The organism is Stenotrophomonas sp. YJH_SMC_94-11, assembly GCF_059370435.1.
In genome coordinates this window covers 233,342-260,326 of record NZ_JCAFTR010000005.1, presented here as the reverse complement: position 1 = coordinate 260,326, position 26,985 = coordinate 233,342, and the positions used below count along the sequence as shown (strand labels likewise).

Annotated in this window: 24 protein-coding genes and 1 pseudogene; 18 read left to right on the top strand and 7 right to left on the bottom strand. The window is 63.7% G+C overall.

The genetic code is table 11. From position 1 onward, the window contains the following. Positions 1–7 precede the first annotated feature (7 nt). Positions 8–1,090 carry a beta family protein gene (locus AC5P74_RS11565; RefSeq protein WP_346607552.1) on the top strand — a complete coding sequence of 361 codons (1,083 nt, stop codon included), beginning with the start codon at positions 8–10 and terminating at the stop codon, positions 1,088–1,090. Here the strand turns inward: AC5P74_RS11565 and AC5P74_RS11560 are convergent. From AC5P74_RS11560 to rpmH, 6 genes are all read right to left on the bottom strand, one after another. After that, on the bottom strand, positions 1,038–1,625 hold the full coding sequence (locus AC5P74_RS11560; RefSeq protein ID WP_080104375.1) for a sce7726 family protein: 588 nt from the start codon (positions 1,623–1,625) through the stop codon (positions 1,038–1,040). The two genes, AC5P74_RS11565 and AC5P74_RS11560, sit on opposite strands and share 53 nt — an antisense overlap. 104 nt (positions 1,626–1,729) lie before the next feature. Beyond that, positions 1,730–3,079, bottom strand: a complete 1,350-nt coding sequence (gene mnmE / locus AC5P74_RS11555; RefSeq protein WP_111175893.1) for a tRNA uridine-5-carboxymethylaminomethyl(34) synthesis GTPase MnmE — start codon at positions 3,077–3,079, stop codon at positions 1,730–1,732. 3 nt (positions 3,080–3,082) lie between these two features. Then, positions 3,083–5,752, bottom strand: a complete 2,670-nt coding sequence (locus tag AC5P74_RS11550; protein WP_005421216.1) for a polysaccharide deacetylase family protein — start codon at positions 5,750–5,752, stop codon at positions 3,083–3,085. A 115-nt stretch (positions 5,753–5,867) separates the two neighbouring features. Continuing rightward, positions 5,868–7,583 (bottom strand): membrane protein insertase YidC, encoded by a 1,716-nt coding sequence (yidC, locus tag AC5P74_RS11545; protein ID WP_005421214.1) that lies wholly within the window; start codon positions 7,581–7,583, stop codon positions 5,868–5,870. After that, positions 7,583–8,077, bottom strand: a complete 495-nt coding sequence (gene rnpA, locus AC5P74_RS11540; RefSeq protein ID WP_072168770.1) for a ribonuclease P protein component — start codon at positions 8,075–8,077, stop codon at positions 7,583–7,585. The genes yidC and rnpA overlap by 1 nt, the downstream gene beginning before the upstream one ends. A 5-nt stretch (positions 8,078–8,082) precedes the next feature. After that, complete coding sequence (gene rpmH / locus AC5P74_RS11535; protein WP_005411729.1) at positions 8,083–8,223, bottom strand: 50S ribosomal protein L34; 141 nt, start codon at positions 8,221–8,223, stop codon at positions 8,083–8,085. A 253-nt stretch (positions 8,224–8,476) separates the two neighbouring features. Between rpmH and dnaA the strand changes: the two genes are divergently transcribed. The 15 genes and pseudogenes from dnaA to AC5P74_RS11460 all read left to right on the top strand — a co-directional run. Next, the gene (dnaA, locus tag AC5P74_RS11530) at positions 8,477–9,808 is read left to right on the top strand and encodes a chromosomal replication initiator protein DnaA (RefSeq protein WP_049417185.1); all 1,332 of its coding nucleotides are present in this window, start codon (positions 8,477–8,479) and stop codon (positions 9,806–9,808) included. A 275-nt stretch (positions 9,809–10,083) separates the two neighbouring features. Then, positions 10,084–11,184, top strand: a complete 1,101-nt coding sequence (gene dnaN, locus AC5P74_RS11525) for a DNA polymerase III subunit beta (protein ID WP_005411731.1) — start codon at positions 10,084–10,086, stop codon at positions 11,182–11,184. 988 nt (positions 11,185–12,172) lie between these two features. After that, positions 12,173–13,267, top strand: a complete 1,095-nt coding sequence (recF, locus tag AC5P74_RS11520; protein ID WP_005421208.1) for a DNA replication/repair protein RecF — start codon at positions 12,173–12,175, stop codon at positions 13,265–13,267. 112 nt (positions 13,268–13,379) lie between these two features. Next, positions 13,380–15,839: a DNA topoisomerase (ATP-hydrolyzing) subunit B gene (gyrB, locus tag AC5P74_RS11515; RefSeq protein WP_005421206.1), complete on the top strand. Its 2,460-nt coding sequence runs from the start codon at positions 13,380–13,382 to the stop codon at positions 15,837–15,839. A gap of 67 nt (positions 15,840–15,906) precedes the next feature. Beyond that, positions 15,907–16,752, top strand: coding sequence for a CPBP family intramembrane glutamic endopeptidase (locus tag AC5P74_RS11510; RefSeq protein ID WP_032954741.1), 846 nt, complete (start codon positions 15,907–15,909; stop codon positions 16,750–16,752). Positions 16,753–16,823: 71 nt separating this feature from the next. After that, positions 16,824–17,630, top strand: coding sequence for a M48 family metallopeptidase (locus AC5P74_RS11505; protein ID WP_005421202.1), 807 nt, complete (start codon positions 16,824–16,826; stop codon positions 17,628–17,630). Positions 17,631–17,762: 132 nt separating this feature from the next. Continuing rightward, entirely contained in the window at positions 17,763–18,956 is a 1,194-nt protein-coding gene (locus AC5P74_RS11500; RefSeq protein ID WP_005421200.1) for a tetratricopeptide repeat protein, read from the top strand. 143 nt (positions 18,957–19,099) lie between these two features. Continuing rightward, complete coding sequence (locus AC5P74_RS11495; protein WP_053496724.1) at positions 19,100–19,768, top strand: energy transducer TonB; 669 nt, start codon at positions 19,100–19,102, stop codon at positions 19,766–19,768. Positions 19,769–19,862: 94 nt separating this feature from the next. Beyond that, a complete protein-coding gene (exbB, locus tag AC5P74_RS11490) occupies positions 19,863–20,624 on the top strand; it encodes a TonB-system energizer ExbB (RefSeq protein WP_005411738.1) in 762 nt (253 codons plus the stop codon). A 61-nt stretch (positions 20,625–20,685) separates the two neighbouring features. Beyond that, entirely contained in the window at positions 20,686–21,111 is a 426-nt protein-coding gene (locus tag AC5P74_RS11485) for an ExbD/TolR family protein (protein WP_005421196.1), read from the top strand. A 3-nt stretch (positions 21,112–21,114) separates the two neighbouring features. After that, positions 21,115–21,528: an ExbD/TolR family protein gene (locus tag AC5P74_RS11480; RefSeq protein WP_005411740.1), complete on the top strand. Its 414-nt coding sequence runs from the start codon at positions 21,115–21,117 to the stop codon at positions 21,526–21,528. Between the two features lie 164 nt (positions 21,529–21,692). After that, positions 21,693–23,153, top strand: coding sequence for a cardiolipin synthase (gene cls / locus AC5P74_RS11475; RefSeq protein ID WP_005421195.1), 1,461 nt, complete (start codon positions 21,693–21,695; stop codon positions 23,151–23,153). 40 nt (positions 23,154–23,193) lie between these two features. Beyond that, positions 23,194–23,463, top strand: a complete 270-nt coding sequence (locus AC5P74_RS11470; protein ID WP_005421192.1) for a hypothetical protein — start codon at positions 23,194–23,196, stop codon at positions 23,461–23,463. Positions 23,464–23,472: 9 nt separating this feature from the next. Further along, on the top strand, positions 23,473–24,216 hold the full coding sequence (locus AC5P74_RS11465) for a pyridoxine 5'-phosphate synthase (protein ID WP_005421190.1): 744 nt from the start codon (positions 23,473–23,475) through the stop codon (positions 24,214–24,216). A 142-nt stretch (positions 24,217–24,358) separates the two neighbouring features. Further along, positions 24,359–24,604 (top strand): annotated as a pseudogene (locus AC5P74_RS11460) (radical SAM protein); the annotation flags it as partial. A gap of 152 nt (positions 24,605–24,756) precedes the next feature. Here the strand turns inward: AC5P74_RS11460 and AC5P74_RS11455 are convergent. Next, positions 24,757–24,981 carry a helix-turn-helix domain-containing protein gene (locus tag AC5P74_RS11455; RefSeq protein WP_049408452.1) on the bottom strand — a complete coding sequence of 75 codons (225 nt, stop codon included), beginning with the start codon at positions 24,979–24,981 and terminating at the stop codon, positions 24,757–24,759. A gap of 80 nt (positions 24,982–25,061) precedes the next feature. Here AC5P74_RS11455 and AC5P74_RS11450 point away from each other — a divergent pair, with 80 nt between their 5' ends. Then, entirely contained in the window at positions 25,062–25,397 is a 336-nt protein-coding gene (locus tag AC5P74_RS11450) for a hypothetical protein (protein WP_141098939.1), read from the top strand. A 150-nt stretch (positions 25,398–25,547) separates the two neighbouring features. Next, positions 25,548–26,639 carry a PA0069 family radical SAM protein gene (locus AC5P74_RS11445; RefSeq protein ID WP_495204936.1) on the top strand — a complete coding sequence of 364 codons (1,092 nt, stop codon included), beginning with the start codon at positions 25,548–25,550 and terminating at the stop codon, positions 26,637–26,639. The last annotated feature ends 346 nt before the right edge of the window (positions 26,640–26,985 follow it).

Genomic DNA, 26,985 nt, shown 5'->3' with positions numbered 1-26,985 from the left:
ACAACCGATGTACATGCCGATCCTCAAATGGCGACAGGGTGAGTATCTCGCGGTGGGTCGTACCAACGAAGGAATCAAGGATGGGATCTATCCTCTGTTCGAGATCCCTATCGAGCAGTGGGACTTCGAGAACGATGCGCCGGCCAAGTCACTCGATGACCACCTGAAGAATGTGGGCAGACGTCTGAGCAGTAACTGGAAGTCGCGCCGCTGCCTGTTTGATTCGCCCTATCTTGCTGGGGACGACACCGTGGCGGACGGCCAGCATCATCTGGAGCGGATCTTCGACCTCATTCGCACCGCGGGATGCGAGGCCATTCCCGTTACCGGCATTGACCGGCACGTCGACTACCAACAGGCGGTGGCACGCATTGTCGCACGCGATGATCGTGGCTGCGGATTGCGGCTCGTACCGGATGATCTTGAAGGAGGACGCCTTGCTCGGATCTCCGGGCTGCTGAGACTGTTGGGAGTGGTATCTGGTCAGGTGGATCTGATCCTCGACAGCTCGGCCGACGTCGCCGACTCACCCACGCTGCAGGCATCGACTTGGCAGGCATGGATTGCGGCGGTTCCGGATCTGGCCGACTGGAGATCAATCACCATCGTAGGAGGCAGTTTTCCTGCCAGTCTGAGCCCCTCTTCGAGCTATCGCCCACATGGCGATGTGAATCGCCGGGAATGGCGCGCGTACACGCGGCTAGCCGGCATGCATTCTGGACGGATGCCGTGGTTTGGTGACTATGGCTGCGCTTCCCCGCAGACGGAACTGATGGATCCGCGCCTGTTCGACCCCAACGCCAAGATCAAGTACACGATCGATGATCAGTGGCGGATTGTTGTGGGTACCCAGATCAAGCGCAATGGCCGCGACCAGTACCGTGATCTGTGCAGGCACCTGGTCTCCGATCTGCCGGTGGTCTTCATGGGGCGCGGCTACAGCTGGGGCGATGCGTACATCGAAGACTGCGCAAACAGTGTCACCAGTACCGGGGGAAGCTCGACCTGGCCAACGGTGGCGACCAACCACCATATGACTAAGGTTGTTCGCGACCTCGCCAGTCTGACCGGCGCTTCAACTGTTCCCTGACCAGCGCACGGATTTCCGCAAGACTGTAGAGCTCCGACAGTCGTTCGCATAGCGTTGCGCGGTTGCCGCGCAGCGCTGATCTTTCCGGCGTCCGCCCACCGATCAGAGCAGAAAGTTCATCGCGCCATAGGAGTGCTGCGACGGCCGTCGCGCTCACTGATGGATTGAGTTTTGCAGGCCGCACTAGTTCTAGCCTCACTGCGTTGCGCGCTCCACGTGATGCCAGCCTGACCCCCCACCAAGCAGGCAACGTCTCCAATGCATGGTCCAGGTGGCGCTGACCCACCACGATCGTCGCCTTGTCGAGGACATCGGAGTAGAACTGCTGCTGCAACGGGAGTCTCCGCAGCGTGTCGACATCACTCTTGATCTCGTAGCCGTGCAGGTGGCCATTGATGACACATACATCGACACGGCAGGCGCCGCGCGCAAGCCCCATTTCCTCCACCACAAGCGTGTTTGGATTTGCGACATGCTCAGCAATGACCTTGCCCAGCAGAGCTGATCGCACGTCACTGTCGGTAATCGGGTTCATGGCGGGATGATATCAAGGAGGTGTCGCGCACAGGTTTGAAACCCATTGCCGCCAGTCATGGGTAAGCTAGACGATCAGAGCGTCTTCGGGGATGTGACCCCGTGTTACTTGCCGATGCAGAAACTGGAGAAGATCCTCCCCAGCAGATCATCGGCACTCATCTGCCCGGTGATCTCGCCCAGTGCGTCATGGGCCAGCCGCAATTCCTCGGCGGCCAGTTCCAGGTGCTCATGCGCCAGTTCGCCATCGGCGCGCTGCGCGTGTTCCTGCGCTCGCTCGATCGCGTCCACATGGCGGGTGCGCGCGGAGAACTCGCCATCCACCTGCTCCCCTGCCCCGGCCGAGGCAATCGAACGCAGGCGCGCATGCAGGTCGTCCAGCCCGGCGCCGGTGGCTGCCGAAACGAATACGCGGTCCGGGTCGTCCAGCGCCGGCAGCACACCGAGCAGGTCCGACTTGTTGTGGATGTAGATCTTGTGCGGCACCGCTGCCACGGCGTCACCCAACGCCGCCTGCCCGGCCGCCGGATCGCGCGCATCCAGCACGATCAACGCCAGGTCGGTGCGCTCGATTTCCACGTGCGCGCGGCGCATGCCTTCGCGTTCGATGGCATCGCCACCGTCGCGCAGGCCGGCGGTGTCGACCAGGGTCAGCTCCAGGCCATCCAGGCGGATGGTCTCGCGCAGCGTGTCGCGGGTGGTGCCGGCGATGTCGGTAACGATGGCGCGCTCGCTGCCGGCCAGCGCATTGAGCAGTGAACTCTTGCCGGCGTTCGGCGGACCGATCAGCACCGCGTGCAGGCCATCGCGCAGGCGACGGCCACGTTCGGCGTCGCGGCGCAGCAGGGCCAGATCACTGCGCGCCTGCTCCAGCCCACGCCGCACCTGCGCACCGCCGAGGGTATCCAGCGGTTCGTCGGCGAAGTCGATGGCTGCTTCCACGTGGATGCGCAACAGCACCAACTGCTCGACCACGGCGTCGATGCGCCGCGAGAACACACCATCCAGCGAACGTCGCGCGGCGCGTGCGGCGCGGTTGTCGCCGGCCGCGATCAGGTCGGCGATGGCCTCGGCCTGGGCCAGGTCGAGCTTGCCGTTGAGGAACGCGCGTTCGCTGAACTCACCCGGCCGCGCCTGGCGCGCACCGAGCGCAATGCAGCGCGCGACCAGTTGCTGCAGCAGTACCGGGCTGCCGTGCCCCTGCAGTTCCACCACCTCTTCGCCTGTGAAGCTGTTCGGCGCCGGGAACCACAGCACGATGCCATCGTCGATGACGTCGCCATCGGCGTCGCGCAGGCGCGCATAGTGTGCATGGCGCGGGCGCAGTGCAGGTGCACCCAGCGCGCGGGCGATCGCCGCAGCGCGCGAACCGGACAGGCGCAGAAGGCCGACACCGCCAGCGCCCGGAGCGCTGGCGATGGCCACGATGGTGTCGGTACGGATCGCGTCGTTCATGGTTCAGAGTTTCTCCAGCTGCGCGCGTGCCTGCGCGGCACCACTGCCCTGCGGCTGCAGCGCCAGGTAGGTCGTGTAGGCCTGCTTCGCCTTGGCCTTGTCGCCGGCGTTGAAATAGGCATCGCCCAGGTTGAGATAGGCCACCGCACGCGACGGATCGATCTTCAGCGTGTTCTCCAGCCAGCGTGCGGCTTCAGCGTAGCGCTGCTGACGGTAGTAGACGAAGCCGAGGTTGTTGGCGGCCTGGGCAAAGTCCGGACGCAGCTTCAGCGCTTCGGTGAACTGCGCGGCTGCCTCGTCGTACTGCTTCTCGCGGTACAGCTGCAGGCCACGGTCGTTGGCCTGCTGCGCGCGCTGGCGGTCGGACGCCGGTCCGGCGGAGGGCACTACCAGCTTGGCCTTGCCGCCCTGCAGGTCAGCCACCGTCACCGGTGCCTGGCTGCCCTTGGCCTCGCTGGCGGCCTCCACCTTGTTGTTCAGCGCGATCGCATCGGCGGTCAGCTGGCGCGTATCGGCATTGAGGAATTCCTGGCTGTCCGGCACCTGGAACACGAACTCGCCGCCTTGCGAACCGGGCAGGCTGCCGAAGGCCGGGGTCTGGTGCGAGACCGCCGATACGGCCGGCGCCACGTAGGCGGCCAGCTCGGTACCGGTGATCAGGCCGTCGCCGTTGAGGTCACCCTTGCCGGCCAGCGCCTGCAGCAGCACCCAGGTGAACACCGAGTGGCCGTTGGGGCCGGCATCGGCCACCTGCTGGTCGGCACCCCCGGCGGTCAGCATCTGCCGCGCGCTGCGACGCGCGTTCTCGCGCAGGAACGACGACGACGACGGGCCGCCACGGGTCAGGCCCAGGCCGCTGTAGCAGGCATCCATCACGAACATCACATGCTTGGCCTGCATGCTTTCGGCGATGTTCTGGATGTCGGTCATCGCAATCGCGTCGGTGGCGAATTCCTTCGGATCCGAATCGACCGGGATGATGTAGCCGAGGTCGCGCCCGGAGGCGAGCTGGCGGGTCGCGCCATGGCCAGCGAAAAATACGAACACGCGGTCGTTCTTCCCGGTGCGATCGTCAGCCAGGCGGTCGTGGAAGGCCGCGAGGATGTTGTTGCGCGTGGCCTGCTCGTTCTTCAGCACGATCACCTGCGAGGACGGGAAGCCGAACTGCCCGGTCAGGGTATCGGCCACCGCCTGCGCATCATGGCTGGCGTATTCCAGCTTTGGCCACTTGGCATAGTTGTCGATGCCGACCACGATCGCCCACGACTTCTCGTAGCCGGTGGTGACGGTGGCGGCAGCGGCATCACCCTTGCGCGCACGGGCCACGGTGAAGTCGCGGCCGTTCCAGCCGGCAAACTGGTAACCCTCGGCGATCAGCCGGTCGAGGATCTGCGGCAGCGCCTTCACTGCGCGATCGTGGATGTCATGGAACAGGATGATGCCGCGCTGCTCCTTATTCACCTGGTCGAGTACGCGCTGCACGATCGATTCCGGCACCGGGTCGGCCCAGTCCATCGAGTCGATGTTCCACATGATCGACTTCAGCCCGGCTTCGTTGAGCAGCTGCAGGCCTTCGGCATTGCGCGCGCCGTACGGGAAGCGGAACAGCGGCGCGCGCTTGCTGTCGACATCCTTCAGCAGCGTGTCGGTGTCCAGCACCTGCTGGCGCAGGGCGTCGCCGGTGGTGCGCGACAGCTGGGCGTGGGTCAGGCTGTGGTTGCCGACCGCATAGCCCTGTTCCATCAGGTTGCGGCTGATCTTCGCCATCGGGCCGAGGCTGACCTTGCCATCGGCCTCGACCTTGCCCAGGTTGCGGCCCACTTCGAAGAACACGCCCGGCACGTCGTAACGCTTGAGGATGGCCACCACTTCATCGGTGTAGGCCTTGTGCGGACCGTCGTCGAAGGTCAGCACCACGGTCTTGGCCGGCAGGTCCCGGCCGAAGATCTCGCGGTCACTGTCCTTCATCGACATCGGATACGGCTCGATCACCCCGTAGTCGCGCAGGATCGCTTCACGGCTGTAGTCCTTGTGCAGGTGGGCGATGTAGTCGTCCCACTTCTCGCGCTTCAGTTCGATGGCGCGGGTGCGCTCGAAGCGGCTGAAGATGCGGGTCAGTTCCTGGTTGTAGTTGCGCTCGATCTCATCGAGCGCTTCCAGATCCTCACCGATGCGCTGGTGCAGCTTCACCGCCGGCAGCGAGGAATCGGTGCCGACCCGCTCATGCAGGTCACGCAGCACTTCACGGAAGGCCAGGCGATCGGCGTCGAACAGTTCCGGCGCAGACTCGATGTAGTCCAGCACCGTGCCGAGAGTGGCAAAGCGCTGCGGGCTGGAACCGCGCAGCAGGGTGTCGAACTGCGCGGCGATGGTCGTGCGCTGTTCCAGGCCATCGTGGAACAGCTGCTGTCCCACACGCGTGGAGGTGCCGCGGTCGGCGGTCGACTGCTGCTCCTCGTCGGCCAGCAGCACGATGATCCGGCGGTAGCCATCGAGCTGCTTCTGCAGCGCCGCCAGCAACGGCGCAGCGGCAGGATCGGCGGCGGCCGCAGCCTGCGCGCTCGCCTGGGTGACGGTGGTCGCCGGCACCTTCGCGTCCTTGTCGCCGCAGCCGGCAACAACCAGGGTCAACAACAGCGAAGGCAGGAACAGTCGGAACGACGACGCACGCATGGCGGACTCGAAGATGGAAGGAACGGTGTGCAGGCGATTCTAACGCCGCATGCGAAAAGCCCGCCTTGCGGCGGGCTTCTGCTGCGATCAGCCGGCCAGCGGCCGGCTCTACCGATTACTTCTTTTTGACCGGGGCCGGAGCGGTGGTGGCCGGGACCGGCTCGCCGCCATGGCGCTTGGTCATCCACCACTGCTGCAGCAGGCCCAGGCCGCCGTTGACCACCCAGTACAGGACCAGGCCGGACGGCATGAAGGCCATCATGACGCCGAACACCAGCGGCATGAACTGCATCATCTTCTGCTGCATCGGGTCCATGCCCGGTGCCGGGGTCAGCTTCTGGGTGAACCACATCACCGCCACGTTGATCACCGGCAGGATGAAGTACGGGTCGCGTGCAGTGAGGTCCTGGATCCAGCCGAACCAGGGCGCCTGGCGCAGTTCGACCGATTCCACCAGCACCCAGTACAGGGCGAAGAAGATCGGCATCTGGATGAGGATCGGCAGGCAGCCGCCCATCGGATTGATCTTTTCCTTCTTGTACAGCTCCATCATCGCGGTCTGGAACTTCTGGCGGTCATCGCCATAGCGTTCCTTCAGCTGCGCGATGCGCGGCTGGAAGCGACGCATCTTGGCACCGCTCTTGTACTGGGTCGCCGACAGCGGGTACAGCACCAGCTTCAGCAGCACCACCAGGCCGACGATCGCCCAGCCCCAGTTGCCGACCAGCTTGTGCACCTGGTTCAGCACCCAGAACAGGCCCTGGCCGATCACCGCCATCATCGAGAAGCGGCTGTAGTCGACCACGCGGTCCAGGCCCGGCACGTCTTCCTTGGCAATCAGGTTGACCAGCTTCGGGCCGACCCACAGGCGGGCTTCGGTGCTGGTGGACTGGCCCGGGGCCACGGTGAAGGCCGGGCCACGCGCTTCGATCAGGTCACGACCGGCCACCTGCGACAGTACGTAGTGTGCGGTCTGGTCCTTCTGCGGGATCCAGGCGGTGAAGAAGTGGTGCTGCAGCATCGCCAGCCAGCCGCCGGTGATGTTCTGGTTGAGCGTGCCGTCTTCCAGGTAGTCCTTGAACGCACGACGCTGGTACTTCTTGTCGTTGTCGTACCAGGTGGCACCGTTGAAGCTGAAGGAGTCCGGGTTGGTCATGCTCCGCGACAGGATGGTCGGGGTGCGGTCCAGGGTGCGGTAGACGTAGCCGTTCCACGGCGCGGCGCCGGCATTGCTGACTTCGTCCTTGAAGCGCACGGCGTACTCGTTGCGCGAGACAGTCAGGGTGCGCTTGATGGTCACGCCGTTGTCGGCAGTCCACACGAACGGGATCTGCAGCTCGTTCTGGCCCTTGGCCAGCACGAAGTCCTTGGTGTCACCGACCAGCTTGAAGCCGTCGGCGCCGGGAACCGGGGTGTTCTTGTCTTCGCTGGCCCAGCCACTGATCGCGCTGTACGGATGCGCGGGGTCTTCGGTCAGCAGGCGAACCGGCGGGCTGCCTTCGTCCTTGGTCTGCGGGAACTGCAGCAGCTCGGCGTCGAGCACGCGGCCACCATCAAGCACCAGGCGCAGCACGTCGGTGGTGACGGTCACGCGCTGGCTGGCCGGGGTGGCACTGGCCTGCGCCTGCACAGCGGCCTGGCCCGGGGCGCCCGGGACCTGTGCACTGGGAATGCTGCCCGAGGCAGCGCCCGGAACACTCTGTACGGCAGCCGGGGCCGACGTGGTCGTCGGTGGCGGGGTCGGAGCAGCCTTTTCACGGCTCCACTCCATCCACAGCAGCACGGCCACCATCAGCCAGGCAAAAATGAGGAATACGCGGGTCTGGTTCATCAGCGGACAGGCTCGGCGGGGCCGGGACGCGATGCCGGCTCGGTCAAAGAAGGAGTTGCGATGCCATCAGGCGGCGGCATTGTGCCGTCCACGCCCGGCGCGGGCAATGCACGCAGGCGACGCAGCAGGCGCAGGAAGGCCTGGCGGATCTCGTCGTTGCTGGCGGAACGCGCAGCACTACGGGCCACGACGACGAAGTCGCCTGGCTGGATATCGGTACGTGTCTGACGCAGGATGTCGCGCAGAACGCGCTTGATCCGGTTACGCCCAACGGCGTTCGGATCGACCTTGCGGGAAACCGCCAGACCCAGCCTGGCCGGCCGGTCAGCCGGCAGCCAGTGCAGGGTCATCAGCGGATCGGACACACGGCGGGCGCCGTTGAAGACCGTTGAGTATTCGGCACGCGTGCGAACCCGCGCAGAGCGAGGGAATCGCTTGCGCGGGTCTGCAGTATTCACTGTCGAAGGGATTGCGTCTGCCGCAGGGTGCGGCATGGCAATCAGGCGCTCAGGACTTTGCGGCCCTTGGCGCGGCGACGCGACAGGATCTTGCGGCCGTCAGCGGTCTTCATACGGGCACGGAAGCCGTGGTCGCGCTTACGCTTGAGGTTGCTGGGCTGGTAGGTGCGCTTCGTGGCCATTGGGGGCCTCTCGTATGAATGGGACGGAAAGAACCGGAAATTCTAGAGAGGTCTCCCCCCTCACGTCAACCCCCGGGGACTACGCGAATTCACCGGGCTGTGCAATAGCTGTGGATGTTTTTGTGAATAAGTAGGGGACAAGCATTCCGAAGGCGGGCGCTCGGTGGTAGTCTGAGCCATCCATTTCCCCTTTCCGGCCTGTGTTTGGGCGCCTTGTCGCGTCCATGCCCCGGCCACCGGACGATTATTGCTGATGGATGCCTGGTCCCGTAGTCTCGAGCGCCTCGAAGCGGAGTTCCCGCCGGAAGACGTTCATACCTGGTTGAAGCCGCTGCAGGCCGATCTGCGCGTGGACAGCCTGGTGCTGTATGCACCGAATGCCTTCATCGTCGACCAGGTCCGCGAGCTGTACCTGGCCCGGATCCGTGAACTGCTGGCTCACTTCGCCGGTTTCAGCGACGTTTTTCTTGAAATCGGCTCGCGCCCGCGCCCCGTGGAGGCGCAGAACGCGCCGGTTTCCACGTCGTCGGCGCCTGTGTCCAGCGAACCGCAGGTGCCGTTCGCCGGCAACCTGGACAATCACTACACCTTCGCCAACTTCGTCGAAGGCCGCAGCAACCAGCTGGGCCTGGCCGCTGCCTTCCAGGCAGCGCAGAAGCCGGGCGACCGGGCCCACAACCCGCTGCTGCTGTACGGAGGCACCGGCCTGGGCAAGACCCACCTGATGTTCGCCGCCGGCAACGCGATGCGCCAGGCCAATCCAGGCGCGAAGGTGCTGTACCTGCGTTCGGAACAGTTCTTCAGCGCCATGATCCGGGCCCTGCAGGAAAAGACCATGGATCAGTTCAAGCGCCAGTTCCAGCAGGTGGACGCGCTGTTGATCGATGACATCCAGTTCTTCGCCGGCAAGGACCGCACGCAGGAAGAGTTCTTCCACACCTTCAACGCGTTGTTCGATGGCAAGCAGCAGATCATCCTGACCTGCGACCGCTATCCGCGCGAGGTCGAAGGCCTGGAAGCGCGCCTGAAGTCACGGCTTGCCTGGGGCCTGTCGGTCGCGATCGAACCGCCGGACTTCGAGACCCGCGCCGCGATCGTGCTGGCCAAGGCGCGCGAACGCGGTGCTGAGATTCCCGATGATGTTGCGTTCCTGATCGCCAAGAAGATGCGCTCCAACGTGCGCGACCTCGAGGGCGCGCTCAATACCCTGACCGCCCGCGCCAACTTCACCGGCCGCGCGATCACCACCGAATTTGCCCAGGAAACCCTGCGCGACCTGCTGCGCGCCCAGCAGCAGGCGATCAGCATTCCCAACATCCAGAAAACCGTTGCCGACTACTACGGCCTGCAGATCAAGGATCTGCTGTCGAAGCGTCGGACCCGCTCGCTCGCTCGCCCCCGCCAGGTTGCCATGGCCCTGACCAAGGAACTGACCGAGCACAGCCTGCCCGAGATCGGCGACGCCTTTGCCGGTCGCGATCACACCACGGTGCTGCATGCCTGCCGCCAGATCCGGACCCTGATGGAAACCGACGGCAAGCTCCGCGAGGACTGGGACAAGCTGATCCGGAAGCTGAGCGAATGATGCACGGATGCCGATGAGGCGTCATCGCACAAAACGGTGCAGAATCCGGTAGCAAGCGCGGGACACGTTGTGGATAAAAATGGCGTCTGAAATCCCGTCGAATTTATCCACAGCTTTCCCCACCCCTTGGGGGTCGGTAATACAGAGGGTTTCGACGCCTGAAACTCCTTTATTTACAAAGACTTAGCATTGTTTTCCAGCGATTCTGTCTCTACCAGCACCACCAAGCTTTTGATTTATTCCACATTTTTTAAAGCATAGGGGCACGGAACCACATGCGTTTCACACTGCAGCGCGAAGCCTTTCTCAAGCCGTTGGCACAGGTCGTCAACGTGGTCGAACGCCGCCAGACCCTTCCGGTTCTGGCCAATTTCCTGGTCCAGGTGCAGAACGGCCAGCTGTCGCTGACCGGTACCGACCTGGAAGTGGAGATGGTGTCGCGGATCGCGGTTGAAGACGCCCAGGACGGCGAAACCACCATTCCCGCCCGCAAGCTGTTCGAGATCATCCGCGCCCTGCCCGATGGCAGCCGGATCACCGTCTCGCAGACCGGAGACAAGATCACCGTGCAGGCCGGTCGTAGCCGCTTCACCCTGGCAACCCTGCCCTCCAATGACTTCCCGTCGGTTGACGAAGTGGAAGCCACTGAGCGCGTGGCCATCGGCGAAGCGACCCTGAAGGAGCTCATCGAGCGCACCGCGTTCGCGATGGCGCAGCAGGACGTGCGCTATTACCTCAATGGCCTGCTGTTCGATCTGCGCGGTGACGCCCTGCGTACCGTTGCCACCGACGGCCACCGTCTGGCGCTGTGTGAAACCGACCTGGCCAAGCCGAGCGGTTCCAAGCGCCAGATCATCGTGCCGCGCAAGGGCGTGACCGAGCTGCAGCGCCTGCTGGAAAGTGGTGATCGCGAGATCGAGCTGGAAGTCGGCCGCAGCCACGTCCGCGTCAAGCGCGACGATGTCACCTTCACCTCCAAGCTGATCGACGGCCGCTTCCCGGATTACGAAGCGGTGATTCCGATCGGTGCCGACCGTGAAGTGAAGGTTGATCGTGAAGCGCTGCGCGCCTCGCTGCAGCGCGCTGCGATCCTGTCCAACGAGAAGTACCGCGGCATCCGCGTGGAAGTGTCGCCGGGCAACCTGAAGATCAGCGCGCACAACCCGGAGCAGGAGGAAGCCCAGGAAGAGATCGAAGCCGATACCACGGTCAGCGATCTGGCCATCGGCTTCAACGTGAACTACCTGCTGGATGCCCTCTCCGCCCTGCGCGATGAGGAAGTCATCATCCAGCTGCGCGACTCCAACTCCTCGGCGCTGGTGCGTGAGTCCAGCAGCGAGAAGTCGCGTCACGTGGTGATGCCGCTGCGTCTCTGACAGCAGCGCTGTTCCACGTGGAACCGAATGACGCCCGGGATTTTCCCGGGCGTTTTTTTTTACGTTCCACGTGGATCATCGGGCTGAACCCTTTCCAGCACGGATTTCGAACGGACAGCATCTTCCTTGATGGACCCGGTTCCGTGCGCTTTGCTTCCCAGGCCGAACTGGCGACGGGACTTTGAGTCGATGCCAGGGACTGCCTCCGAATCATGTTTGATCGGGGCCGGTACCTGGGGTCTCAACGCAGTTGCTATGGACCTGGCTGGTCGGATGCCGAAGCGCATCCACGCTACGGCGACCGTGCTCGCTGTTCCTGAAATCCTCTCTGTCCACAGGACCCATTCGGGACAGATCGGGCCAAGCCTAGCTTCTAAATCTGGGTATAAATCTAAAGCATGGTGGTGATGGTAGAGCCAGATTTCGTGGAAAAATGTGTTATCTGCATGATTTAAAAGGAATTTATGAGGGCGAAACCCCCTGTATAGACGCGTCTCAGGCTGGGGGGGAACCTGTGGATAGTTTCCAGACCCAGGCAAAAGGGCTTTTTTATCCACAGATTGCCCATACCTTGTGTATAAGTCATACAGCCCCGCTGTGGACAGCGTGAAACGAATGGTCCGGATTCTTTGAAATCTGTGGAACCTCGCAGGGCATCGGATCTCAGATTTGGAGGAATCCGGGCGCCCGCCCGCTCACCCGGCCAGGCAAGCGCTCATCAAACACCTGCGGCAGTGGTCCTGAAATCGTTGAAATCTGGCGGGCCACGCCCCGCAACCCTGTGCAGAATTGAAGGAATTTCAGCTGCGTCCGGAGCTGGAAACGGGCATGCCGGTGAACCGGCGCCACGTGGAACCCGCGATCAGTTGGTGCGCGGGAGCTTCTGCTCCGCATCGATGCGGGTGCAGCGCGTCCGGCTTGACCGATGCAGTAAGCTGATGGATTCCCTTCCCCTCTACCGCCTCGAGCGGATGGTCGTTCGCGCCCCATGCTTATCCGCCGCCTCGCCTTGCACCAACTGCGTCGCTTCAGTGCGGTGGATCTCTTGCCCCAGCCGGGGCTGAACCTGCTCACTGGCGACAACGGTGCCGGCAAGACCAGCGTGCTGGAGGCCCTGCATCTGATGGCCTATGGCCGGAGCTTCCGCGGCAGGGTTCGCGATGGACTGGTGCGCCAGGGCCAGGAGGCGCTGGAGATCTTCGTGGAATGGGACGAACAGCGTGCCGACCACGCGCCGCATCGCCGAAAGGCCGGCCTGCGCCACAGTGGGCAGGACTGGAAGGGACGATTGGACGGTGAAGATGTGGCTCAGCTCGGCAATCTCTGCGCAGCGCTGGCGGTAGTGACGTTTGAGCCCGGCAGCCATGCGCTGGTCAGCGGCGGTGGCGAGCCCCGCCGTCGCTTCCTGGATTGGGGTTTGTTCCACGTGGAACCTGATTTCCTGTCCTTGTGGCGCCGCTATTCAAGGGCGCTGAAGCAGCGCAATGCCCTGCTCAAGCAGGGCGGCCCGTCGCGGATGCTGGACACCTGGGATCACGAGTTGGCTGAGGCCGGAGAGCCCCTTACCAGCCGGCGTCAGCACTACCTCGAGCGGCTGCAGCAGCGTGCCGTGGCGCTGGCTGCCAGTTTGGCGCCGCAACTCGGCATCCAGGCCCTGGAACTCAGTCCGGGCTGGCGTCGGCATGAGCTTCCCCTGGCAGATGCGCTGCTTCTGGCCCGGGATCGTGACCGCCAGGCCGGGTACACCTCGGTTGGGCCGCACCGGGCGGACTGGAGCGTGGATTTCCACAGCATTCCTGGTCGCGATGCATTGTCACGCGGTCAGGCCAAGCTGACCGCATTGGCGTGCCTGCTGGCGCAGGCCGAGGACTATGCAGAACAGCGCGGCGAATGGCCGGTGATCGCACTGGACGATCTGGCCTCCGAACTGGATCGTACCCACCAGGCGCGGGTATTGGAGCGCCTGCTCACCGGACCGGCGCAGATCTTCGTCACCGCTACTGAACCTCCGGCGGCCCTGCAGGAATTGACCCAGATCGCCCGGTTCCACGTGGAACATGCACAGATCGTGGCTGTGCCATAGTGGGCACATCAGGGCCACTCGACCCCGGCTGGTATAATTTGGGTTGGAATCCTTTCATTCTCGGCACATCGCCCCAAGCGGTGCCCGACCTGCGGAGCCTACGGCAAGCGCAATGAGCGACGAACAGAACACCCCGGCAAACAACGGCAATTACGACGCCAACAGCATTACCGCCCTGGAAGGCCTGGAGGCTGTCCGCAAGCGACCCGGCATGTACATCGGTGACGTGCATGACGGCACCGGTCTGCACCACATGGTGTTCGAGGTTGTCGACAACTCGATTGACGAAGCGCTGGCCGGCCACGCCGACCATGTCGCGGTGACGATCCACGCTGACGGCTCGGTCTCGGTGTCCGACAACGGCCGCGGCATTCCGACCGGCAAGCACGAGCAGATGAGCGCCAAGCTCGGTCGCGAGGTCTCCGCCGCCGAGGTGGTGATGACCGTCCTGCATGCAGGCGGCAAGTTCGACGACAACAGCTACAAGGTTTCCGGCGGCCTGCACGGCGTCGGCGTCAGCGTGGTCAACGCGCTGTCGCAGAAGCTGCTGGTGGACGTGTTCCAGAACGGCTCCCACTACCAGCAGGAATTCAGCAACGGCGCAGCCGTGACCCCGCTCGCCAAGCTGGAAGCCACCACCAAGCGTGGCACCACCGTGCGCTTCTGGCCGTCCACCGTCGCCTTCCACGACAACGTGGAATTCCACTACGACATCCTGGCCCGCCGTCTGCGCGAGTTGTCGTTCCTGAACTCCGGCGTCAAGATCGTCCTTGCCGACGAGCGTGGCGACGGCCGTCGCGATGACTTCCACTACGAAGGCGGCATCCGCAGCTTCGTGGAGCATCTGGCCCAGCTGAAGACCCCGCTGCACCCGAATGTCATCTCCGTCACCGGCGAGCACAACGGCATCGTCGTGGAGGTGGCGCTGCAGTGGACCGACTCCTACCAGGAGACGATGTACTGCTTCACCAACAACATCCCGCAGAAGGACGGCGGTACCCACCTCGCCGGTTTCCGCGGTGCGTTGACCCGCGTGCTCAACAACTACATCGAGCAGAACGGCATCGCCAAGCAGGCCAAGATCAACCTGACCGGCGACGACATGCGCGAAGGCATGATCGCGGTGCTGTCGGTGAAGGTGCCGGATCCCAGCTTCTCCAGCCAGACCAAGGAGAAGCTGGTCAGCTCCGACGTGCGTCCGGCGGTGGAAAACGCCTTCGGTGCGCGCCTGGAAGAGTTCCTGCAGGAAAACCCGAACGAAGCCAAGGCGATTGCCGGCAAGATCGTCGACGCCGCGCGTGCACGTGAAGCCGCCCGCAAGGCCCGCGACCTGACCCGCCGCAAGGGCGCGCTGGACATCGCCGGCCTGCCGGGCAAGCTGGCCGACTGCCAGGAAAAGGATCCGGCGCTGTCCGAACTGTTCATCGTCGAGGGTGACTCGGCAGGTGGCTCGGCCAAGCAGGGCCGCAACCGAAAGAACCAGGCGGTGCTGCCGCTGCGCGGCAAGATCCTCAACGTGGAACGCGCGCGTTTCGACCGCATGCTGTCCTCCGACCAGGTCGGTACGCTGATCACCGCGCTGGGCACCGGCATTGGCCGTGACGAGTACAACCCGGACAAGCTGCGTTACCACAAGATCATCATCATGACCGACGCCGACGTCGACGGCGCCCACATCCGCACCCTGCTGCTGACGTTCTTCTACCGTCAGATGCCGGAGCTGATCGAGCGCGGTTACGTCTACATCGGCTTGCCGCCGCTGTACAAGATCAAGCAGGGCAAGCAGGAGCTGTACCTGAAGGATGATCCGGCGCTGGACAGCTACCTGGCCAGCAGTGCGGTGGAAAACGCCGCGCTGGTGCCGGCCACCGGCGAACCGGGCATCGAAGGCCTGGCACTGGAGAAGCTGCTGTTGGCGTACGCCGCCGCGCTCGATTCCATCGAACGCAACGCGCACCGCTATGACCGCAACCTGCTCGAAGCGCTGGTCGATTTCGTGCCGATGGACATGGACAGCCTGCGCAATGCGGGCGAAGGCGAAGGCCTGGATGCGCTGGCCAAGCGCCTCAACCAGGGCAGCCTGGGCAGCCCGCGTTTCAGCCTGGAACTGCAGGACGCCAACGAGGAACGCCCCGCCGCTGTGCTGGTGACCCGTCGCCACATGGGCGAGGAGCACATCCAGGTGCTGCCGATGTCGGCGTTCGAGAGTGGCGAACTGCGTGCGATCCACCAGGCTTCCAAGCTGCTGCACGGCCTGGTGCGCGAAGGTGCAACGATTTCCCGCGGCGCCAAGTCGATCGAAGTCGACAGCTTCGCGAAGGCGCAGAACTGGCTGCTCGAGGAGGCCAAGCGCGGCCGCCAGATCCAGCGATTCAAGGGTCTGGGTGAAATGAATCCGGAGCAGTTGTGGGATACCACGGTGAACCCGGAGACCCGTCGCCTGCTGCAGGTGCGCATCGAGGATGCGGTCGCTGCCGACCAGATCTTCAGCACCCTGATGGGCGATGTCGTCGAGCCGCGTCGCGACTTCATCGAAGACAATGCGCTGAAAGTCGCCAACCTGGATATCTGACACAATCGGGACCTGGCCGGTGCGCGGGGAGCTGCACCGGCCTTCGTCCCTTGAACACAGGTACCTGATGTCCGCATCCACCCCGGTCTCCGCCGCCCCGCCCCCGGTTCCGCCGGTGTCTACCCCACCGCGCGCCGTGGCACCGTTGGCAGGCTTCTTCATCGACCTGGGCATCGCCGCCGTTACCCTGGTCGGCCTGAGCATGGTCTCCGGCCTGTTCTGGGGCTTCTACCGTGCAATCGTGGTCAGCCGCGCCAACGCCGAGGCCAATGGCGGACTGACACCTGACGCTGTCGGCGCGGCAGTGGGCCAGCCCGGTGCCCTGGCGCAGATCCTGATGGCCCTGATCGCCACCGGTGGCGCCGCGCTGCTGCTGTACTTCTGGCGACGCCCGGCAAGCGCCGGCGAACGCATGGCGTCGCGACAGGCGTTGCTGCGGCCGTCCACCTGGGGCTGGACCCTGCTGGTGGCCACGCTGATCGTGCTCGGCAGCAACGGCATCGCCTTCCTTTCCAAGCAGTTCGGCATCGAGCCGGTGCCCACCAACGTGGAACTGATGCAGAGCGCGATCGCTCGCTTCCCGCTGTTCCTGGTGCTGTTTGCGGTCGTCCTTGCCCCCGCCTACGAAGAACTGCTGTTCCGCCGCGTCCTGTTCGGGCGCCTGTGGCAAGCCGGCCGCCCCTGGCTGGGCCTGATCCTCAGCAGCCTGGCGTTCGCCCTGGTCCATGAAGTGCCCGGTGTCAGCAAGAACTCGCTGCTGGGCATGGCGCAGCTGTGGCTGGTGTACGGTGGCATGGGCGCCGCCTTCTGCTGGCTGTACCGCCGCACCGGCACCCTGTGGGCGGCGATTGCCGCGCATGCGCTGAACAACGCGGTTGCGCTCGCCGCGATGGTGTTCCTGGGATCAACGTAACGCCGTGCCCGCTTGACGAAAGATTAAGCAGGTACGCTACACACTGCGCACATGAACACGGGGGCGGACCCATGAAACAACTGCTGCTGGCTCTAGTCATCACCACCTTGGTCAGTGCCTGTGCAACCACCACCTCGCCAACCGGACGACGGCAGATGGTGGGCGGTGTGTCGCAGGCACAGCTTGACCAGCTCGGTGCGCAGGCGTTTGCCGAGACCAAGCAGAAAGAGAAGATCAGCACCGATGGCCGCCAGAACGGCTACGTGCAGTGCGTGGTCAATGCGCTGGTCGCACAGCTGCCGCCTCAGTACCGTGGGGTACGGTGGGAGACTGCCGTATTCGTCGACAAGGAACCCAACGCCTTTGCCCTGCCCGGCGGCAAAGTGGGCGTGAACACCGGCATCTTCACCGTCGCCAGGAACCAGGACCAGTTGGCTGCCGTGATCGGTCATGAGATCGGCCACGTGATCGCGCGTCACCACGAAGAACGCATTACCCGGCAGATGGGCGCGCAGACCGGCCTGGCCGTGCTGGGCGCGCTGGCCGGTGCCGCCTATGGCGATGGTGCCGCCAATACGGTCAATCAGCTGGGCGGCATGGGCGCGCAGGCGGCCTTCCTGTTGCCCGGCTCGCGGACCCAGGAAAGCGAGGCGGACGTGATCGGCCAGCGGCTGATGGCGCAGGCCGGATTCAACCCGGCCCAGGCCGTGGATCTGTGGCAGAACATGATGGCCGCCAGCGGCGGTCGAAGCCCGCAATGGCTGTCCACCCACCCCGATCCGGCCAACCGGATCCAGGAGCTGCGACGCGACGCGCCGGGCCTGGCGCCGGTCTATCAGCAGGCCCAGGCGGCCGGGCTGCGGCCAAAGTGCGGATGAGTGCGCAGTTCTATGCTGTATTGCAGCACATAAAACGATTTCTCACGCCATCTGTTTCTGATACGTTTGGCGGCTCAGATTTTTCTGACAGTCCGACTTTGCCGCTATCCGGCGGTTCGATCGAGGTGAACGATGATTTTCCGTAACCACAAAGCTGTGCTTTCCGTCCTCGTCGCGACCGCCCTGACCGGCGCCGTGGTCACCGATGCCTTCGCGCAGTCCTCGCGTTCCTCCGACCGTGGCAGCCGCGGCGGCAGCAGCAAGCAGGCCAAGGCCGAACCGCTGTACCCGAATGCGACCCGCCAGGAGCCGACCGCCAAGGCCTCGGCCAAGATGGGCAGCAAGCTGCAGAAAATGATCGACAGCTACAACAAGGAAAAGTTCCCGGAGACGCGCACGCAGGCTGACGCGATCCTGGCTGACAGCGCCTCCAACGAGTACGACAAGTCGCTGGCCGCGCAGCTGGCCTCGCAGGCCGCCTACCAGACCGACGACACCCCGGCCGCCATCGCCTACCTGAAGCAGGTCATCCAGTTCAACGGCCTGGACAACAACGGCCACTTCCAGTCGATGCTGATGCTGGGCCAGCTGCAGCTGCAGGAAGACCAGACTGCCGAAGGCCTGGCCACCCTGGACAAGTACTTCGCCGAGAGCAAGTCGACCAAGCCGGAAGAGCTGATTGCCAAGGGCCAGGCGCTGTACCAGCTGGAGCGCTACCAGGAAGCGATCCCGGTGCTGAAGCAGGCCATCGCGGGCGCTGCCGAGCCGAAGGACAACTGGAACCAGCTGCTGATGGCGGCCCTTTCCGAAGCCGGCCAGACCGGTGAGGCCGTGCAGGCCGCAGAAGCGCTGGCGGCCAAGAACCCGTCGGACAAGAAGGCCCAGCTGAATCTGGCCAACATGTACATGCAGGCTGACCAGATGCCGAAGGCCGCCGCGGTGATGGACAAGCTGCGCAGCAGCGGCCAGCTCACCGAAGAGCGCGAGTACAAGCAGCTGTACTCGATCTATGCCAACACCGAGAACAAGGAAAAGGACGTCATCGCGGTCATCAACGAAGGGTTGCAGAAGGGCATCCTGAAGCCGGATTACCAGGTCTACCTGGCGCTGGCCCAGTCCTACTACTACTCCGACCAGGTGCCGCAGGCGATCGATGCGTGGCAGAAGGCCGCCCCGCTCTCCAAGGACGGTGAGACCTACCTGAACCTGGCACGCGTCCTGCATGCCGAAGGTCGCGTCCCCGAGGCCAAGCAGGCCGCCCAGCAGGCGCTGGCGAAGGGCGTGAAGAACCAGGCTGATGCCAAAAAAATCATCAACCTGAAGTAAGTAGGAATAACGCCTGAATGCCTGCTCAGTTGATGCGCAGGCGCTCAGGATTGGTATAAGCTTGGAGGTTCCTGCGGTGTCATGCACCGCTGATCAGGGATCCCGCCCCCGGGATTCCGGCCCCACTATTGAGCTCTTGGCGCATGACGGAACAACTAGTCGTTCACCGGTACGAACAACCCGATGACAAGGGGCTGAGCTGGCCTCGCATCGTCGGCATCGCGTTTGTAATTGCCCTGCATCTGGCCGCCTTCATGATGCTCCTGATTCCCGCCGTGGCTCCCAAGGCCGTCGCGGAGAAGGAGCGCAACGTCATGGTGACCATCGTCGACGCGCCGCCGCCGCCCCCACCGCCGCCGCCGCCGCCGCCGCCGCAGGATACTCCGCCACCGCCGGTGAAGAATCTGTCGCCGCCGAAGCCGTCGCCCGTACCGCCGCCGCCGCAGGCGCCGGTTGTCGACGTGCCGGAGCCGCGCCCGAACGATATCGTCACCCCGCCGGCGCCGCCGGCGCCGCCGGCACCGCCGACCTCGATCGAGGCCAGCGTGGACATCTCGTCGAAGGCCATGAATCCGCCGCGCTACCCGCCGGCAGCCTTCCGCGCAGGTATCCAGGGCGAAGTGATCCTGATCATTGATGTCGATGCCAGCGGCAACGTCACCAATGTCACGGTGGAAAAGTCCAGCCGTAACCGCGACCTGGACCGTGCTGCGATGGAAGCGGCTCGCAAGTGGCGCTTCAACGCCGCTGAAGCAGGCGGTAAGAAGACGGCAGGTCGCGTTCGCGTCCCGGTCAACTTTGCGCTGAACTGATGCGCCCGGGTGGCCGCCTGGCCACCCCCGCTCCCGGTTCGATTGTTTAGCTTAGCTACACCCTTTATCACCACACACAACAAAGGTAAGCGTCATGCTGCAGGAAATTTTCATCGCCGCTGCTGCCGGGGGCAATCCGTCCAACGCCCTGTCGCAGATGGGCTTCGAGCACCTGATCCACGAAATGACCACCAAGCCGGGTGATTTCGCGGTTTCCTGGGTCGTGCTGCTGACCCTGATCGCCATGTCGGCCATGTCCTGGTACTGGACCGTCATCAACATCTTCCGTGCCACCCGCCTGAAGAGCGCCGCTGATCGCGTCGTCAGCCTGTTCTGGGACACCCCGAACGCGCAGGACGCCATCCGTGCGATGGAAGAGCAGCCGGCTTCGGAGCCGTTCTCGAAGATCGCCCTGGACGCTGCCCAGGCAGCCGCCCACCACCAGCGCGCTGAAGGCGGTGCTACCGGCGGCGTCGGTGAGAACCTGAGCCGTTCGGAGTTCGTCGACCGCGCTCTGCGTCAGGCCGTCACCCGCGAAAGCAACAAGCTGCAGTCGGGCATGACCCTGCTGGCCACCGTCGGCGCGACCGCTCCGTTCGTCGGTCTGCTGGGTACCGTGTGGGGCATCTACGGCGCGCTGATCAAGATCGGTGCCACCGGCTCCGCTTCGATCGACGCCGTTGCCGGCCCGGTGGGTGAAGCGCTGATCATGACCGCGATCGGTCTGTTCGTCGCAATCCCGGCCGTGTTCGCCTTCAACTTCTTCAGCAAGATCAACAGCGCGACCATCAGCAAGTTCGATACCTTCGCGCACGACCTGCACGACTTCTTCGCCACCGGTTCGCGCGTCCGCTAATTGCGGCGCGCGTCACCCAGCGACGAAGTAAGTAGTCACCAAGATCTAGACGGAGCCCGTTATGGCTTTCAGTAGTGGTAACAGCGGCGGCCCCATGGCCGACATCAACGTTACGCCCCTCGTGGACGTGATGCTGGTGCTGCTGATCATCTTCATCATCACGGCGCCCCTGATGTCCCACAAGGTCAAGGTGGATCTGCCGGAAGCCAACCTGATCCAGAAGCCGGAAGATGCTGAAAAGCGTCCGAACCCGATCACGCTGGCAGTCAAGGAAGACGGCTCGATCTACTGGAACGACGAAGAAATCAACAAGCAGACTCTCGAGTCCCGCTTGGCGACCGCCGCACAGCAGACCCCGCAGCCGCCGCTGAACCTGCGTGGTGACCGCACCACCAAGATGCGCGTCATCAACGACCTGACCAAGGTGGCGCAGGAACAGGGCATGCTGGACGTCGGCTTCGTTGCGACCAAAGAAAAGGGGCAATAAGCCATGGCATTCAGTAGTGGTGGTGGCAAGGGCCCCATGGCAGACATCAACGTCACGCCCCTCGTGGACGTGATGCTGGTTCTGCTGATCATCTTCATCGTGACCGCGCCGATCATGACGTACCCGATCGCCGTGGACCTGCCGCAGCGCGTGCTCAACCCACCGCCGCAGCTGGTCGAACCGCCGCCGCCGATCGAACTGAAGATCGACGCCAGCAACCAGGTCTCGTGGAACAACAGCCCGATCAATACCAGCGAGCTGCAGCAGCGGATGGAGCAGGAGGTCCAGCGTGACCCGACCAACCAGCCGGAACTGCGCATCGACGCCAGCCCGGATTCCGAGTACGACGTGATGGCCAAGGTTCTGGCCGCCGCGAAGAATGCTCAGATGAAGAAGATCGGTTTTGTGCAGCAGTAAACGCGACACCGCAACACAACAGTCATGACGCGACTGCAGACGCCCCTGGAGACAGGGGCGTTTTTTTTTGTCCTCGTCCTGGCACATGGGATGAGGTCAGAACGCCTTTCCTTCGGAAAAGGGATCTGACCCCATCCGGCAGCATGCGCCGCTATGATCGGCGCATGCTTGCCCTCTTCGATTCCCTGCGCCATTGGCTCGACGGTATCGCCCACCTCGGCACGATCCTGGCGGTGGCTTACCTGCTGTACCTGTTCGCGCTGGCGGGCTGGATCATGCTGCAGAAGCGCGAGCCGGTGGCCACGCTGAGCTGGATCCTTTCGTTGGCACTGCTCCCCTATCTCGGGCTCTTCATCTACTACCTGCTGGGCCCGCAGAAGGTGAAGCGGCAACGGCTGCGTCGTGGCCGTGCACGCTCGGGCATGGAGCACTACAGCGATGTCTGCCCGCCCGATTCGGACTGCACCGAACTGGCCAAGGTTGCCCAGGCAACGACCGGACTGGCCCCAAGCAGTGCCACCGAAGTGACCTGGCTGGTGGACGGTGCGGCGACCTACGCGGCCTTGCTGGAAGCCGTTGCACAGGCGCACGATCACATCCATCTGGAGTACTACATCTTCAATCCGGATCACGCAGGCACCGCCCTGCGCGATGCCCTGGTCGAGCGCGCACGTGCCGGTGTGCAGGTGCGCCTGCTGCTGGATGCGGTGGGCTCATCCGCCCTGCCCCGCCGTTTCCTGCAGCCCCTGCTCGACGCCGGCGGTGAAGCGATCTGGTTCCACCCACGGCAGCTGCTGAAACCGTTCAAGCGCCCGTGGCTGAACCTGCGCACGCACCGCAAGCTGGTGATTGTCGATGGCCGCCTGGCCTTCACTGGCGGCATCAACATCACCGACGAGGAAGACGAAAGCCGCAGGCCCGACGCTTATCGCGACCTGCACATGCGCATCCGCGGTCATGTGGTGCGCAGTCTGCAGCTGGTGTTCGCCGAGGACTGGCTCTACGCCAGTGGCCAGGAACCCTCGCGGATGGATATCGCCCGCTTGTGGCCGGCCGATATGCCGCTGCGCGGGGATGGCGCGATCAACGCGCAGGTATTGGTGTCCGGCCCGGATTCAGGCTGGGAGACGATCCACCGGCTGCACGTCGCCGCCATCCAGGAAGCGCACGAGCGGGTGTGGCTGGTGACGCCCTATTTCGTGCCGGGTGAAGCGGCACGGATGGCGCTGACTTCGGCCGCGCTGGGCGGCCTGGACGTGCGCCTGCTGGTACCGAAAATGAGCGATTCCTGGTTCGTGACCCAGGCCGCGCGCTCGTACTTCGACGAACTGTTGCATGCCGGCGTGAAGATCTACGAGTACGGCCCGCGCATGCTGCACACCAAGGCGTTCATCGCCGACGACGACGTCTGCATTGTCGGCAGTGCCAACTTCGACCACCGCAGCTTCCGCCTGAACTTCGAGCTGTCGATGATGATCAGCGACCGGGACCGCGTGGCAGCCCTGGCCGAGCTGCTGCAGGGTGAATTCGATCGCGCCACGCGGGTGCATGACCAGGCCGGGCGCTCGCTGTGGCTGCACCGCCTGCCCGAGGCCTTCGCCCGGCTGGCCTCGCCGCTGCTCTGACGCAGCGCTACACTGCGGCGATCATCCGGGGAGCCCGACTATGTACTGGTTGTACCTGCTGCTGGCGCTGGGCTGCTTTGCCTTCGCGCTGAAGACCCCAAGCGCGGGGTTGATGACCCTGTGCCTGCTGGCTGCGCTCGGCTTCCTGCTGGCCTGGGTACGCGGTCGTTACGTGGCCCGTTTCGGCGACCTGCAGCGCGACCCGGCCACCCTGATCGATGCCGAGGAACTGCGCCGCCTGCGCGAGCAGGCCCAGGCGCGCCGCAACGATGACGCCAACGACAACGATCCGTCCCCTCTTTCCAAGTAGTTCCGTTCCATGACCCAGCTCAGCGTCAACGTCAACAAGATCGCCGTCCTGCGCAATTCGCGCGGCGGTGCCGAACCGGACGTGGTGCGCGCCGCCCAGGCCTGCCTGGATGCCGGCGCGCATGGCATCACCGTGCATCCGCGGCCGGACCGCCGCCACATCACCGCCGAGGACGTGCTGGCCCTGTCCACGTTGACCCGCGCGCGTGGCGTGGAATTCAACATCGAGGGCAATCCATTTGCGCCGCCGCGCGAGGGGTACCCGGGGCTGCTGCCGCTGTGCGAACAGACCCGTCCGGCGCAGGCCACCCTGGTGCCCGACGGCGATGGCCAGATCACCTCCGACCACGGTTTCGACTTCGAACGCGACGCCGAGCGCTTGCGCCCGTTGATTGCCCAACTGAAGGCGATGGGCTGCCGGGTCAGCCTGTTCGTGGATGCGGGCAACCCGTCGCTGGAGCAGGCCGCCGAGGTCGGTGCCGACCGCATCGAGTTGTACACCGGCCCCTACGCAGAGGCGCATGCGGCGGGCGACGCTGCGGCAATGCTCGAACTGTTCGCCACTGCGGCGCGGCGGGCGCAGGCGGTGGGCCTGGGCGTCAACGCCGGCCATGACCTGTCGCAGGACAACCTGCGCGATTTCCTGGGCCACGTGCCGGACGTGCTGGAGGTGTCGATTGGCCACGCGCTGATCGGCGAGGCACTGTATGACGGGCTGGATGCCACCGTGCGCGGGTACCTGGCGCTGCTTTGATGCATTGCAGCCGAGCGTAGGCTCGGCTCTACAAGGTATCCGTATCCACTGTAGAGCCGAGCCCACGCTCGGCTCAGACTTGCCCTGAACCCTTCAGACAGCCGTCGCAGCCATTGAGACGGCCACGGCGTACGCTGCCGCAATGGGTATTGCGATCAAGGGCCGAGGTTCCACGTCCCACCTCGCCGGACGCTTCGAAAGCACCGTCAGCGAGGCGGTGGACGACGGCTGGGCGGTCGATGAGAGCGAGGAGTTCCTCGCGCCGCGCCTGCGCACCGAGGTGCGCGCCGAGACCGCGCGCAGCATCATCACCCGCAACACTTCGCCGGACGTCGGCTTCAGCCAGTCGGTGAATCCGTATCGCGGCTGTGAGCATGGTCTGAATTTCCCATAAGTGTTCACTGGGAAAGTGCTTCCCAATCAGTAACTTGCGAAGGAAATAGTGAACACTCTCGCGGCCAAATCTTCGAAAATCGAACAGAGAGCGTCATTCCGCCAAGGTTGGTCGATCGGAGACTGTGAGAGTTAGGGAGAAACGTTCTAGAGGCCTGCCTCTGCCAGCAACTCAGACATGGTCTTCTCGAGGCCATTGGCCACCCGTTCAAGTGTGGCGAGAGTGACATTCTTCTCGCCACGCTCAATCTTGCTGTAGTAAGCCCGGTGCATCTGGATATGGTCTGCAAAGCCTTCCTGACTGAATCCAAGAGCGACGCGACTCGCCCGGATGACGTCGGCCAGGACTGCCTGATGCGTATGTTCGACCATACGACCAAGCTTGTGGTTCCAGTACTTTAAAGACTACGCCTCTAAAGGTAGTCTACTTATAAGTACTGATCTGAACTCCCATGAATTTCTATCTCGTATGCCCGGAACTGGAATTCACTCTAGAGCTGCCCTTTTCTCCTTTAGGAAGGGAACAAGTGATCAGCCAGGTTCGCCGAATGCAAGAAGACGAAGGCCAGTCGAGAAGCTTTGAGTACCGTCTAGCGGAGGAACTCTCGAGGCTCATCCCAGAACTCACCGACTGGGACATCAAGCCCCCGACAGGAGCGCAGATGGCATACGCAGTCTCGCTGTGTGCCCAACTGGGAATTGTGCTCCCAGCAGCTACCCGTCGATCGCGGGGCCTGATGCAGACCTTCCTGGCCGAAGCCAAAGCGCTTGCTAGCCAACGGGACTGATGGTTGCCCAGCCGCAACCGCCCTGTGGATAAGGTTGGGAATACAACACGTCGCGATGAAGCAAGAGGCCTACAGCCAGCTGAATCCCCGCACCTTGCAGTCCCTGTGGTTAGCAATAATACTAACCACTCACTTGGGGCCGAGGGCGGCATGGAACAGGATGCTCGAAAGGCCCAAGTACCTATCAAAGGCCGAGGCTCCGCCTCACGCGTGCCAAGCCGCTTCGATGCGACGACAACAGTCGGCGTCGATGATGGCTGGGAATCGATCTACGAAGACCTGCAGGAGTTGCCGCGGCTGAGAACCCAGGTGACCGAAGAACGCGCCAGGACTGTCATCAGCCGCAACAACTCCCCGGACGTTGGATTCAGTGCGTCGGTCAATCCCTATAGGGGATGCGAGCACGGATGCGTCTACTGCTTCGCCCGACCCTCCCACAGCTACCTCAGCCTATCGCCAGGGCTGGATTTTGAGACCAAGCTCTTTGCGAAAATCAACGCCGCAGAGCGGTTGCGCAATGAGCTTAGTCGGCCCAACTACCAATGCGCCGCCATTGCCCTGGGCATCAACACGGATGGGTACCAGCCCATCGAAAGGAGTTACCAAATTACTCGCCAATGCCTTGAGCTTCTGGCCGAAACGCGCCACCCCGTGAGCTTCGTGACCAAGAGTGCATTGATCACTCGTGACATCGATCTACTCGCGGCCATGGCTAAGGACCGCCTGGTCACGGTGTACTTCTCAGTGACCACACTTGATCGAAAGCTATCAGCAAAGCTCGAGCCACGAGCTGCTGCTCCGCACGCACGGCTAAGGGCGATGGAGACACTCCATAAGGCCGGCGTGCCTGTTGGTGTACTGGTGGCTCCTGTCATCCCCCGCATCACTGACCACGAACTCGAGGCGATCCTCCAAGAAGCGCACGCCCATGGAGCGCGGGCTGCAGGCTACGTGCTGCTGCGACTACCCAACGAGATCAAGGACATCTGGAAAGAGTGGCTGGAACTGCACTATCCGGACCGGGCAGAACACGTTCTCAGCCTCATGCGCCAGCTGCATGGTGGCAAAGAGTACGACGCCGCATTCGGTACCAGAATGCGAGGTACGGGCCCCTTTGCAGATCTACTTTCCCAAAGATTCAAGAAGGTGCACAGAAGCTTGGGATTCGCAAAGCTCCCTCCCCTTAACACCCAACTCTTTCAGCCCCCCAGAGAGCTGTCGCCCCAGGGCCAACTGTTCTGAGAAGTAAGATGGAGTCCACTCCAAGTGGGTGGGCAAGCTGTCTCAAGCTGTGAGATGAGCAAAAGCTAGCTTTCTCGGAAACAATTACACCGAGAGAATGGTAATGAGCTGGCTGAAGCTGATACGCCTCTACTACCCCGTCGGCCTGGTGGCGACTCTCTCCTTCGCATTCGCGATAGTCGTGCATCCCCTTGGCGACAACACCGTGACCAAGGGGTTCCATCAAGTAGTCATGTGGCTACCAACCGCGGGGCTGGCATTTGCCCTCATTCATGGTCTGTGGACATTCCATCGGTGTCGCCAAGCGGAACTAGGCAGAGGGCCGATCTGTCCCTACTGCGGGGGA